9 protein-coding genes and 1 other RNA gene are annotated in these 12,978 nt (G+C 71.0%); 7 read left to right on the forward strand and 3 right to left on the reverse strand.

Going from position 1 to position 12,978, the window contains the following annotated elements; translation table 11 throughout:
• Position 1: 1 nt before the first annotated feature.
• From ASD43_RS15030 to ASD43_RS15040, 3 genes are read right to left on the reverse strand one after another with little or no spacing between them, the layout of a single operon-like run.
• Positions 2 to 2,260, reverse strand: a complete 2,259-nt coding sequence (locus ASD43_RS15030) for a transglutaminase family protein (RefSeq protein WP_056420168.1) — start codon at positions 2,258 to 2,260, stop codon at positions 2 to 4.
• Positions 2,247 to 3,461 carry a DUF58 domain-containing protein gene (locus tag ASD43_RS15035; RefSeq protein ID WP_056420174.1) on the reverse strand — a complete coding sequence of 405 codons (1,215 nt, stop codon included), beginning with the start codon at positions 3,459 to 3,461 and terminating at the stop codon, positions 2,247 to 2,249. The genes ASD43_RS15030 and ASD43_RS15035 overlap by 14 nt, the downstream gene beginning before the upstream one ends.
• 11 nt (positions 3,462 to 3,472) lie before the next feature.
• Positions 3,473 to 4,462: an AAA family ATPase gene (locus tag ASD43_RS15040; RefSeq protein ID WP_045254260.1), complete on the reverse strand. Its 990-nt coding sequence runs from the start codon at positions 4,460 to 4,462 to the stop codon at positions 3,473 to 3,475.
• A gap of 155 nt (positions 4,463 to 4,617) precedes the next feature.
• Between ASD43_RS15040 and ffs the strand changes: the two genes are divergently transcribed.
• The 7 genes from ffs (at position 4,618) to ASD43_RS15070 (ending at position 12,939) form a co-directional block, all read left to right on the forward strand.
• Positions 4,618 to 4,714, forward strand: an RNA gene (ffs, locus tag ASD43_RS17065) — signal recognition particle sRNA small type.
• A gap of 44 nt (positions 4,715 to 4,758) precedes the next feature.
• The gene (locus ASD43_RS15045; protein ID WP_235564191.1) at positions 4,759 to 5,394 is read left to right on the forward strand and encodes a rhomboid family intramembrane serine protease; all 636 of its coding nucleotides are present in this window, start codon (positions 4,759 to 4,761) and stop codon (positions 5,392 to 5,394) included.
• 185 nt (positions 5,395 to 5,579) lie between these two features.
• On the forward strand, positions 5,580 to 6,146 hold the full coding sequence (locus tag ASD43_RS15050; protein ID WP_235564192.1) for a hypothetical protein: 567 nt from the start codon (positions 5,580 to 5,582) through the stop codon (positions 6,144 to 6,146).
• Between the two features lie 52 nt (positions 6,147 to 6,198).
• Positions 6,199 to 8,322: a phosphate acetyltransferase gene (gene pta / locus ASD43_RS15055; RefSeq protein WP_056420184.1), complete on the forward strand. Its 2,124-nt coding sequence runs from the start codon at positions 6,199 to 6,201 to the stop codon at positions 8,320 to 8,322.
• A complete protein-coding gene (locus ASD43_RS15060) occupies positions 8,319 to 9,539 on the forward strand; it encodes an acetate/propionate family kinase (protein ID WP_056420188.1) in 1,221 nt (406 codons plus the stop codon). Before pta ends, ASD43_RS15060 begins: the two co-directional genes overlap by 4 nt.
• 104 nt (positions 9,540 to 9,643) lie before the next feature.
• Positions 9,644 to 10,441, forward strand: coding sequence for an HAD family hydrolase (locus ASD43_RS15065; RefSeq protein ID WP_056420190.1), 798 nt, complete (start codon positions 9,644 to 9,646; stop codon positions 10,439 to 10,441).
• On the forward strand, positions 10,438 to 12,939 hold the full coding sequence (locus ASD43_RS15070; RefSeq protein ID WP_056420194.1) for a glycoside hydrolase family 65 protein: 2,502 nt from the start codon (positions 10,438 to 10,440) through the stop codon (positions 12,937 to 12,939). The genes ASD43_RS15065 and ASD43_RS15070 overlap by 4 nt, the downstream gene beginning before the upstream one ends.
• Positions 12,940 to 12,978 lie beyond the last annotated feature (39 nt).

Genomic DNA, 12,978 nt, shown 5'->3' on the forward strand with positions numbered 1-12,978 from the left:
GTCAGGGCGTCAGCAGCGCCGGGTCGACGCGACCGCCGATGAACAGCGAACGCGGCACCAGGAATGCGCGCATGCGCGCGCCCCGGTCGACACTGTGCCGCAGACCTGCCAGCACCGTGCCCAGGGCGGCGTCGAGATCGTGCGCGGTCCGCGACGACGCACGGGCATAGTTCGCCCGCTCGACCGCGGCGACGATCGTGCGCATCGCCTCGGCGTCCACCCGGTCATCCCGGATGAGGTCATCGCCGCGCACCCGCGGAGTCTCCGCATCCGACAGCGGCAGATGCAGATCCTCCAGGGTGGCGCGCAGTTCCGCCCACGCGGCCGCCGCGTCGCCGCGTCGAGCACGCCCGCGACGTGAGGCGCGGACCGCGAGGCGGATCAGAGCCGGAAGCAGCAGCGCCACCAGCACGGCGAGCGTCGTGAGCAGCACCGGGGTGGGGTCCAGGGTGCGCAGCTGCGAGGTCGCGCCGGAGTTGTCCCCGGCATCCTGGCGCTCGATGTCGGGTCCCGAGCTGGTCTGCGCTGTCGGAGCGGTCGTCGGTGCGGGGGTCGCCGCCTCCGGAGAGCCGCCGCCCGTCGTGGCCGCCGCCGTGAACGCCGTGGGCACGCCCAGCGAGGCGGTCGGCTCGAAAGGCACCCATCCGATGCCGGGGAAACGCACCTCGGGCCAGGAGTGCAGCTGATCGCTGGACACCGAATACACGGGCTCGTCGCCGCGCTTCGTCTCGGTGAGCACGCCGGGCAGGTATCCCACGACGATGCGCACGTCCATGTCGAGGCTCTCGGCCATCAGCGCGAACGCTCCGGCGAAGTGGATGCAGTACCCGGAGCGCACGTCGAGGAACTCCTCGACCGCGTCGGCGCCCGTGCCGTCGAAACCCTCGTCGACCGGCGTCTCGAGGGAGTAGGTGAACTCGCTGCGGAACCAGGACTGCAGATCGATCAGGCGGTCGTAGTCGTTGGTCGCACCTGCGGTGACCTCGGCGGCGGTCTCGCTGACCGCCTCGGGGATCTCGAACGGCTCGTTCTCCGGGTCCGTCGCCGCCTCGGCGGCGGGGATCGCGCGGATCTGCTCGAGCGAGGGAGAGACCTCGACCGAGCGCACCGTGTAGTCGCTGCCGACCGCATCCGCGGTGCGCGAGGCGAGGGTGCGATTGTCCGGACTCACCCTCCAGGACGCGGGGAGGCCCTGCACGTCGGTGGCGGGGTAGGGGACCGGCAGCCAGGCGCTCGACATGCGGATGACCCGGATCGACGTGTTCTCGTCGGTGGTCTCGATGTCGTCGGTCCACTCCGCGGGCCCGAATCCCTCGTCCTGGGACTGCAGGCCGCCGCGGTCCGGCTCCCACACGCGTCCGTCGAACTCGGAGAGGGTCGTGAGCCGGAGATAGGGCGCGGTGTCGGCCGTGGTCGCGACCGTCAGCACCTCGACCGGATTCGGCTGGCGCAGGTCGTCGCCGAGGCGCAGCGAGGCGTCGACGGTGACGCCGGCACCGGTACCCGCGAGACTCGCGGACACCGGGAGCAGGGGGGCCACCACGACGGTCACCGCGAGCGCGGCGACGCCCACGACCATCCCGACCGCCACGGAGGAGCGTCGCGGGGACTCCGGGTCCTGGGTTCCCGAATACCGGAGCAGAGCGAGGATCAGGATGGCCAGGGCGATGAACCACACGATGTCCACGCCGCCGAGGGTGACGATCATCGGAACCGCTCCGACGACGGCGGTCAGGAGCCCGGCGAGCACGGCTCCACGCTGCGCGACGAGCTGGTCGAGCAGCACGGCGACGAGGGCGAAGCCGACACCCATCATGGCCTCGAGGCCGGGCGACGCCGCGATCGGGGCGGCCCCGTAGACGATCTCCTCCCAGGCGGCGGAGGCGAGCGTCTGGAACACGAAGACCGTCGAATCCGTCGGGATGACCCCGAGGACGGCGGTGTCGCCGGCGACCACCAGCACGATGAGCCCGGCGGCGACCACCACCTGCACGCCGATCGTGGTGAGATCGCGGACCCAGGACGGACGCCTGCGCATCGAGGTGCGCACGACCATCCCCGTGAGGGCGATCGCGACGATGAGCAAGAGAACAGTGGATGCCCAGGCGCCCGGCTGGATGACAGAGGTGAACGGCCACATCGCGACGAGCCCGGCCGCCGCCGCGAGGACGGACGGCAGCACGGTGCCCGCGGGGAGCTCGTGCTCGCGACGCCACGGCAGCCGGGTCGAGCGCCGCGACCTGCGTTCAGTCCGCGACATCTGCGGCCTTCCGTGGACCGTCGTGGCTCGGTGCGGTGCGCTCGGGGAGGGCATCCGCCCATGCCTCGGCGATGTCGTCCGAGAGCTCAGCGAACCGCCAGCCGTGCTGTCCGGCGGCCTCCGCCGCGCCGGGGAGGGCGCCCGTGGCGAACAGCAGGGGCGCGGCGGCGCCGGAGGGGCGCAGGAGCGCCGCATCCTCCTCGTCCAGCTCGCCGGTGATGTACACGAGAGGGCCGGGAGGCGTGCCTCCGACGAGGGCCGCGATGTCCCGCGCGTCCCCGCGCGGAGCGACCAGCGCGAGGGAGACGAGCAGGCCGTCGCGGTCGTCCTCATGTCCGCGCAGGGTGCCGAGGAGCGTGCCGCCGCTGTCGATCACGTCGACGCCGTACCCCTCCTGCTCCAGATGCACGGCGACGGAGGCGCACATCGACACCGCCGCCTCGAAGGCGGGGTCCGCCGCATCTCCCGGCCGTGCCCAGCGCCCCGCGCTGCGGTCGAGGACGACGAGCGCGTCCGGGCTCGATTCCTCCTCCTCCTGCCGCACCATCAGCTGCCCCCGATGCGCGGTCGCGCGCCAGTGGATGCGACGCATCGAGTCGCCGGGGATGTACCGACGCGGCGAGAGGTTGTCGCTGCCCTGGCCGAGCCTGCTCGACGAGGTCTGCGCCGTGCCGCCGGCGGCGCCCACCTTGACCGCGAGCGGGGGGAGAGCGAACACCTCGGGGACGACCGTCACGCTGCGGGTCTCGCCGAAGGCCTGCTCGCGTTGGGCGAGTCCGAAGGGATCCACCGTGCGCAGCACGAAGGGGCCGACCGGCCACACGCCTCGGCGCACGCCGGTGATCGCATAGCCGAGCTGACCGGCCTCGGGCGGGTACTCGCCCGCGGCGTCGCCCGTCACCGCATCGGGCAGGACGTCTCGCCACAGTCCTCGCGGCACGCGCATCGCACGCAGCGAGACGCGCACGGTGACGCGCGAGGTCTCGGAGACGGTCAGCAGGTCGGTGGAGACCTGCCGTGCCACCGAACCGGAGCGACGGGGCAGTCGTACCGCGAGCACCGAGAACGCGGTCACGGCGAGGAAGAGCACGCCGACGTACAGGAGGATCTGTGCGCCGACCAGGTTGGCGGCGATCAGGCATCCGAGGCCGGCGAGGAGCGCGGCCGTGCCCCGCAGCGTGAGCGTTCGACGACGAGGCATGGCGGCGGGGATCAGGAGCGGGCGGCCACGGGCACGCGCACCCGCTCTACGATCTGACGCAGCGCCGCCTCGACCGGCTGGGCACCGGCACGCTGCGCTCCGCGGGCCGGGAGCAGACGGTGTGCGAACACCGGGAGCAGGAGCGCGGTGACGTCATCGGGGATCACGAAGTCACGGCCGTCGAGGGCCGCCCACACCTTGGCAGCCCTGATCAGCTGCAGTGTCGCTCGCGGGCTCGCCCCCAGATGCAGGTTCGGGTCGGATCGTGTCGCCTGAGCGAGGGCCACCGTGTACTCCTCGAGCGCCGGCGCGACATGCACCGACCGCGCCCACGCGATCAGACCCGAGATCGACGCGGCGTCGGCGACGGGGGTGATCGACGCGAGGGGGTTCACGACGTCGCGCTGACGCAGCATCAGGGCCTCGGCCGCGGCATCCGGATACCCCATCGAGATGCGCATCATGAAACGGTCCCGCTGAGCCTCGGGGAGGGCGTACGTGCCCTCCATCTCGAGGGGGTTCTGGGTCGCCACCACGAGGAACGGGTCGGGCAGCATGTGGGTCGACCCGTCGACCGTCACCTGTCCCTCCTCCATCGCCTCGAGCAGTGCGGACTGGGTCTTGGGGGAGGAGCGGTTGATCTCGTCGGCGATCACGATGTGCGCGAACACCGCGCCGCGCTTGAACTCGAACTCCCGATCGACGGGGTTGTAGACGCTGACCCCGGTCACATCTCCCGGCAGCAGGTCGGGGGTGAACTGGATGCGGCGGACGGTCGCATCGACGCTCGCGGCCAGAGCACGCGCCAGCATTGTCTTGCCGACGCCGGGGACGTCTTCGATCAGCAGATGACCCTGGGCGAGCAGGCAGACGAGGGCGCTCCGCACGGCATCGGGCTTCCCGTCGATCACCCGTCCGACCGAACCGAGGATGGCAGTCGTCTGCGCGGCGAACTGCTCGGCGTCGGCGACGGCCGGGGTCAGGGGCGGATTCTCTGGCATGCGTTCCCTCTCGCGTGGGCGCTGCGGTGCGCGTGAACCGATCGTAACCCGGCTCCCTTCGGATGGGGTGACAACGGTCGCCGCATCCGAAGGGCGCGACGTCGATGATCGGCCGGTCTGTCGTAGAGGGGGTCCGCGCATCGGCTAGACTCGTCCACGGCTCTCCGCGTGGCGGCATCCAGGCCAATTCCCCCAGGGCGGAAACGCAGCAAGGGTAACCGGGCTCTGCTGGGTGCGCGGAGGGCCGCTTTCTTTTTTGTCAGCGTCCTCCGGGGCAGTCCTGCCAGGATCGTGACGTGACAGGGCCAGACGTGATCAGAACCGCCGACTCTCCGCGCTCCCGCGCACTCGGTCGTTTCGCATCGCCCGTTCTGCTGGTCGCAGCCATGTGGCTCATCCAATCCGCCGATGCCGTGCTCCCCGGATCCTTCACCGGCTTCGGCCTCCGTTCGTGGGATCTCACCGGCCTCGGCGGCATCGTCGTCGGTCCTCTCCTGCACGCGGACTGGGCACACCTGATCGGCAACACCGTGCCGCTGCTGGTGCTCGGCTGTCTCGTCGCCGTCGAGGGCGCACGGCGATTCTGGGCGGTGACCGCGTTCGCCGCGGTGATCGGCGGCCTCGGCACCTGGATCCTGAACGCGCCGGGGGCGCTCACCGTCGGCGCCTCCGGTCTCGTCTTCGGGTATTTCGGCTACACGATCATGCGGGTGTTCGCGCCCGGTCGGGTCTCGCACCGGGTGCTGTACGCGGTGATCGCGATCATCGTGATCGGACTGTACGGAGGATCGATGCTCGCCGGCGTCGTCGGCGTGCGCGAGGGCATCTCCTGGCAGGCGCACCTGTTCGGTGCCGTCGGCGGCGGGCTCGCCGCTCTCGTCGGTCGGCGGCCGGTGCCGAGGGCGCGCGCGGGCGGAGTCCGGGGCGGATGAGCGGCACCGGGGGAGGGCGCCGTTCGACGGCGCGTCGGCGCACAGGATCTCGGGTCGGGACAGGATCACGGGCCGGCGGAGGATCTCGGGCCGGCGCGGCGAAGCGCCGTGGGTCGTCTGCGCGGCCCCGCTCGCGCCGCAGGCGGATGTCGCCGCGCCGTCGTGCGCAGCGCAGGATCAGGCGGATGCGGCTGCTGCGGCGCATCGCGTGGTCGTCGGCCGCCGTCCTCGCAGTGGCGCTCGCCGCGGTGCTGATCCCTCTGGGCCTCGCCCACGAGAAGCCGACCGCGATCTGCGTGGACGATCCGCGCACGTTCCCCGCCGCGGGGATCGAAGGGTGGCAGGGCGAGCAGCTCGAGAACGCCGCGACGATCATGCAGACGGCCACCACGCTCGGTTTCGGCCGCGACGGGCAGATCCTCGGTGTGATGACGGCCATGGGCGAGAGCAGCCTGCACAACATCGACTACGGCGATTGGGAGACGCGGGGATTCACGAACCCCGACGGCAGCCGCACGACCAGCATCGGACTGTTCCAGCAGCAGGAGTGGTGGGGACCCCCCGAAGCGCGGATGGACCCGGCGACCGCCGCGACGCTGTTCTACGAGCGGCTGGCGCGGGTCGCGGACTGGCCAGCGATGCCCCGCTCGCACGCCATCCACCGGGTCCAGATCAACACCGACCGCGACTACTACTCCCGGTACGAGTCCGACGCGGTGTCCGTGGTCGACGCCCTCTCCGGCCACTGCTGAGAGGCGCCGCAGACCCAGCCCCGCCATAGCAGCGTGCGCCTAAGGTGGGACTGTGGCGCAGAGCATCTACATCACCTCGGCCGAAGGTCATACCGGCAAGTCCACCATCGCCCTCGGCGTGCTCGATGCGCTCATGCGCGTCACGCCGCGGGTCGGGGTCTTCCGCCCGATCGCACGTTCCGTGACCGAACGCGACGACGTGCTCGAGCTCCTGCTCGCCCACGACGGCGTGCAGCTCGACTACGAGGACTGCATCGGCGTCACCTACGACGACGTCCGCGACGACCCGGATCGTGCGCTCTCGAGCATCGTCGCCCGGTTCAAGGCGGTCGAGGCCCAGTGCGATGCCGTCGTGATCATCGGCAGCGACTACACCGACGTGGCCAGCCCCGCCGAGCTCGGGTACAACGCCAGGATCGCCGCGAACCTCGCAGCCCCCGTCCTGCTCGTGTTGAGCGGCCGTGACCAGCGGCGTCAGGCCGAGCAGCTCGGGACAACCACCGCCCGCACGCCGGCCGCGGTGGGCCAGATCGCCGCGCTCGCGCTCTCCGAGCTCGACGTCGAGCGTGCCGAGCTCTTCGCCGTCGCCGTGAACCGGGCCGATCCCGACGCCCTCGAGGCGATCGAAGACGCCGTCGCCGCGGTGCGGCCGGAGAAGACCACCCCCGTGTGGGCGATCCCCGAGGACCGCGCCCTCGTGGCGCCGTCGATCGACGGCATCCTGACGGCTGTCGACGGCCGTCTCATCAAGGGAGACCCCGACAGGCTCGCTCGCGAGGCGCTGACGATCGTCGTCGCCGGGATGTCGATGGTCAACGTGCTCCCGCGGCTGACCGAGGAGTCGGTCGTCGTGATCCCGGCCGACCGCACCGAGGTGCTGCTGGCGACGTTGCTCGCCGACGCCTCGGGGACGTTCCCGCGGGTCGCCGGCATCATCCTGAACGGACCGTTCCCCCTGCCGGAGCCGATCGTGCAGCTGCTCGACGGCTTCACCTCGACCGTGCCGATCATCGCGACCGATCTGGGCACCTACGACACCGCGGTGCGGGTGATGGGAGCACGGGGGCGCATCTCACCGGAGTCGCGCGGCCGCTACGACCGTGCGCTCGGGCTCTTCCAGACCCACGTCGACATCACCGAGCTCACCACGCAGCTCGGTCTCGCAGAGTCGCGGGTCGTGACGCCGTTGATGTTCGAATACGGCCTCATCGAACGGGCGAGGGCCGACAGGCGGCGAATCGTGCTGCCCGAGGGCGACGACGACCGGATCCTCCGCGCCGCGGCGACCCTGCTGGCACGCGAGGTGGCCGATCTCACCATCCTCGGCGAGGAGTCGGCCGTGCGCGCGCGTGCGACCGAGCTCGGAGTCGACATCTCCGGTGCGCAGGTGATCAGCCCCACGGATCCTGAGATGGTGGAGAGGTTCGCGACCGAGTACGCCAGGCTCCGTGCGCACAAGGGGATCACCCTCGCGCAGGCCGCCGACACCGTCACGGACGTGTCGTACTTCGGCACGATGATGGTGCACCTCGGCCTCGCCGACGGCATGGTCTCGGGTGCGGCCCACACCACCGCGCACACGATCCGCCCGTCGTTCGAGATCATCAAGACGAAGCCGGGCGTCACCGTCGTCTCCAGCGTCTTCCTCATGGCGCTCGCCGACCGGGTGCTCGTCTACGGCGACTGCGCCGTCATCCCCGATCCGACCAGCGAGCAGCTCGCCGACATCGCGATCTCGTCGGCGGCCACCGCGCAGCAGTTCGGGATCGAGCCGCGCATCGCGATGCTGTCGTACTCGACGGGCGAGTCGGGGTCGGGCGCCGACGTCGACAAGGTGCGCGCCGCGACGGCACTCGTGCACGAGAGGGCGCCCGAACTGCTCGTCGAGGGTCCCATCCAGTACGACGCCGCGGCCGATGCCGCGGTCGCGAAGGCGAAGCTGCCCGACTCCGCCGTCGCCGGCCGCGCCACCGTCTTCGTGTTCCCCGACCTCAACACGGGCAACAACACCTACAAGGCCGTGCAGCGCTCCGCCGGCGCCGTGGCCATCGGGCCGGTGCTGCAGGGACTCAACAAGCCCATCAACGACCTCTCCCGTGGGGCTCTGGTCGACGACATCGTCAACACCGTGGCGATCACGGCGATCCAGGCGCAGGCCGAAGGAGCGACGGCATGAGCGCCATCCTCGTGATCAACAGCGGCTCCTCGTCGTTGAAGTACAGCCTCATCGACATCGAGGACGAGACCGAGCTCGCCGCCGGTCTGATCGAGCGGATCGGTCAGGATGCCAGTGCGATCCGGCACACCGTGCGGCCCGCCGCCGGTGCGGGGGCCGCGACCACGATGCTCGACGCGACGTACGACTCCGAGCAGCAGCTCGCCGATCACGATGCCGCCTTCGCGGTGATGCTGGAGCAGTTCGCCGCGCACGGTCCGCTCCTCGACGAGCATCCGCCGGTCGCCGTCGGGCACCGCGTCGTGCACGGCGGCGCGCGGTTCTACGCGCCGACGCTCGTCACCCCGAACGTCGAGGAGCAGATCGAGGAGCTCGCGGTCCTCGCTCCGCTGCACAACCCGGCGAACCTGGCCGGGATCGTCGCGGCGAAGGCGGTCTTCTCCGACGTGCCGCACGTCGCGGTCTTCGACACCGCGTTCCACCAGACGCTCCCGCCCGCCGCGTACACCTACGCGATCGACGCCGAGCTCGCCGCCGCGCATCGGGTGCGACGCTACGGATTCCACGGGACCAGCCACCAGTTCGTGAGCGAATCGGCCGCCGCGTTCCTCGGCCGCGATCTCGGCACGCTCCGCCAGCTCGTCTTCCACCTCGGGAACGGCGCCTCGGTCACGGCCGTCGACGGCGGGCGGTCGGTCGAGACCTCGATGGGCCTGACCCCGCTGGAGGGACTCGTCATGGGCACGCGCTCGGGCGACCTCGACCCCGCCGCCCTCGTGCACCTCTCGCGGCGCGCCGGGTATTCGATCGACGATCTCGACGCGCTGCTCAACAAGCGCAGCGGTCTGCAGGGGCTCGCCGGACGCAGCGACATGCGCGACATCCTCGCCGGTCGCGAGAGCGGCGACCAGGCGGCGACGCTCGCGTTCGACGTCTACACCCACCGCCTGCGCGCCTACGCCGGGGCCTACATCGCCCAGCTCGGCGGCGTCGATGTCATCTCGTTCACCGCGGGCGTCGGCGAGAACGCTGCGGCGGTCCGCGCCGAGGCGATGGCGACCCTCGGATTCGCGGGCGTCGTCATCGACGCCGGACGCAATGCCGCGCGTGAACGCGGCATCCGTCGGATCTCCGCCGACACCTCCTCGGTGGCGGTGCTGGTCGTCCCGACGAACGAGGAGCTGGAGATCGCCAGACAGACCTCGCGCCTGCTCTGACCCATCCGATCCCGGGGGTGTGCGGCGGTGCCGTGCCGCACTACGCTTGCACAGTGGCACGGAGAGGTGCCGGTACCCCTCACCCGTTCCCCACGGAGGCTCCTGTGCCCGAAGCCCTGCCCGATCTGCTCCGCGCCGACGGCGTCCTGTTCGACCTCGACGGCGTGCTGACCCCCACCGCCGAGGTGCACATGCGCGCCTGGAAGGCGGTGTTCGACGAGGTGTTCGAGCGCCTGTCGCTGACCCCCGAGTACTCGGATGCCGACTACTTCGATTACGTCGACGGCAAGAAGCGCTACGACGGGGTGGCGAGCCTGATGCGCAGCCGCAACGTCGAGATCCCCTGGGGCGCCGTCGACGATCCGCCCGAGGCCGAGACCATCTGCGGCATCGGCAATCGCAAGAACGCGGCCTTCGCCGCCTCCTTGCGCGCCGAGGGCATCGCTCCGTTCCCCGGCTCGCTCGCGGTCGTCGAGAAGCTCGCCGCCGCCGGCGTGCCGCTGGGCGTCGTCTCGAGTTCGAAGAACGCCGAGGAGGTGTTGGCCGCCGCCGGCATCCGCTCGTTCTTCCGCGTCGTCGTCGACGGGGTCGTGGCCGAACGCGATGACCTCGCCTCCAAGCCCGCCGCCGACATGTTCCGCGCCGGCGCGATCGCCCTGGGCGTCGACCCGGCGCGCAGCATCGCCGTCGAGGATGCGACCTCGGGTGCGGCGTCCGCCGCCGCCGCCGGATTCGCCGATGTCGTGGGCGTGGATCGCGGCGCGGGGGCCGAGGCCCTGCGTGCCGCAGGAGCCACCGTCGTGGTCGAGGACCTCGACGCGTTCCTCGCCGACGCCACGCACGAACCCGCACAGACCACCGCACACCAGGCCGCCCCTTCCGGCACCGAGGAGACCGCATGATCGCCCGCGACCGCTTCCCCGTCGACCCCTGGCGGCTCATCGAGACGCGCTACTCCGAGGACGGCGTGGGGGAGACCCTCTTCGGCGTCGGGAACGGCTACCTCGGTCTGCGCGGCAACCACATCGAGGGACGCGGAGCACACGAGCACGGCACCTTCATCAACGGGCTCCACGAGACCTGGCCGATCCGCCACGCCGAGCAGGCCTACGGGTTCGCGGAGGTCGGGCAGACGATCGTCAACGCACCGGATGCCAAGGTCATGCGCGTCTACGTCGACGATGAGCCGATCTCGTTCGACGAGGCGGACGTGCGCGAGTACCGGCGCACGCTCGACATGCGCACCGGCGTGCTCGAGCGCGTCGTGGTCTGGGAGACGCCCTCGGGGAAGCGCGTGCGGATGCGCGACGAGCGCATCGTCAGCTTCGAAGAGCGTCACCTGGCGGTGCTGCGCCTCGAGGTCGTCGTCGAGAACGCCGATGCCCCGGTCACCGTCAGCTGCCAGATGATCAACCGTCAGGACGGGGCCGGCGTCTACGCGGGCACCCCGAACGAGGCGAAGAGCGGGTTCGACCCGCGCAAGTCCGAGAAGATCGCCGAGCGCGTGCTCGAGCCTGCGGAGTACTGGCAGGACGGCCTGCGCTCGGCGCTGTCGTACTCGGTCTCGGCGTCGGGGATGACCGTCGCGGTCGTCGCCGACCACATCATCGAGACCGAGAACGACTACACCTCGCGCACCCTCATCGAGGCGGACATCTCGAAGAACGTGTTCCGCGTGCAGGCCAAGGCGGGCGTGCCCATCACGGTCACCAAGCTCGTGAGCTACCACACGTCCCGCGGTGTCCCCCCGCGCGAGCTCGTCGACCGCTGCCGTCGCTCGCTCGACCGGGTCGCGTTCGAGGGCGTGCAGGCGCAGTTCGACCGCCAGGCCGAATGGCTGGCGGCCTTCTGGGAGCGGAGCGACGTGCAGATCGGCGGGCACGACGACATCCAGCAGGCGACCCGGTGGTGCCTGCTGCAGCTCGCCCAGGCCTCCGCGCGCGCCGACGGCACCGGCGTGCCGGCCAAGGGCGTCTCGGGATCGGGCTACAGCGGCCACTACTTCTGGGACACCGAGATCTACGTCCTGCCGTTCCTCACCTACACGTCGCCGCAGTGGGCCAGGAACGCCCTGCGCGCCAGGGCGCTCATGCTCCCCGCGGCACGCCGCAGGGCCTCGCAGCTGAACGAGGCCGGCGCACTGTTCCCCTGGCGCACCATCAACGGCGAGGAGGCATCGGCCTACTACGCCGCGGGCACCGCGCAGTACCACATCAACGCCGACGTCAGCTTCGCGCTGGGCAAGTACGTCCGCGCGACCGGCGACGAGGACTTCCTGCGCCGTGAGGGCATCGACATCGCGATCGAGACGGCGCGACTGTGGGCGACGCTCGGCTTCTGGCGCACGTCGCGCCTCGTCGCCGACCCGAGCGACGACGGCGTCGAGACCTTCCACATCCACGGGGTCACGGGCCCCGACGAGTACACGACCGTCGTGAACGACAACCTGTACACGAACGTCATGGCCCGCTACAACCTGCGCTATGCAGCGCGTGTCGTGCGGGAAGCGCGCGAGGCGAACGGCGAGGAGTTCGCCAGGGTCGTCGAGCGCACGGGCCTCGCCGAGGGCGAGGCGGAGGGATGGGAGCGCGCCGCCGACGCGATGTTCATCCCGTTCAGCGAGACGCTCGGCATCCACCCGCAGGACTCCCTGTTCCTCGAGCGCGAGGTCTGGGATCTCGCGCACACGCCGCCGGAGCAGCGGCCCCTGCTGCTGCACTTCCACCCGCTGGTCATCTACCGGTTCCAGGTGCTCAAGCAGGCGGATGTCGTGCTGGCGCTCTTCCTGCAGGGCAACCACTTCACGCCCGAGGAGAAGAAGGCGGACTTCGACTACTACGACCCGCTGACCACGGGCGACTCGACGCTGTCGGCGGTCGTGCAGTCGATCCTCGCCGCGGAGGTCGGCTACCAGGACCTCGCCCTGCAGTACTTCCGGCAGTCGCTCTTCGTCGATCTTCACGACCTGCACCACAACGCGGCGGACGGCGTGCATGTGGCCTCCGCCGGAGGCGTGTGGACGGCGCTCGTGTGCGGCTTCGGCGGTATGCGCGATTACGCGGGCGAACTCAGCTTCGATCCGCGCCTTCCCGCCGACTGGCCGTCGCTGTCGTATCCGCTGCAGTGGCAGGGGTCGACGCTCCAGATCACTCTGACCACCGACGAGCTGCGCGTGCACGTGGGCTCCGGGGGTCCGGTCTCGTTCACCGTGCGTGAGGTCGCCTACACCGCCACCTCCGACGAGGACGTCGTCGTGCCGCTGGCCGACCAGGGTCCGCGCATCGAGGGACGCCCGTCGCTGCGTCAGTTCGCGGATGCGCTTCGCGACGACGGCACCCTGATCTCGGCATCCGTGCCGGTGATCACGACCGTCATCCCGGTGATCGAGCCGATCGACTGACCTCGCCGATCGGGGGGTCGCGGTGACGTCTGTCGTGCC

Origin of the sequence: Microbacterium sp. Root553, from assembly GCF_001426995.1 — a bacterium.
GTDB lineage: Bacteria > Actinomycetota > Actinomycetes > Actinomycetales > Microbacteriaceae > Microbacterium.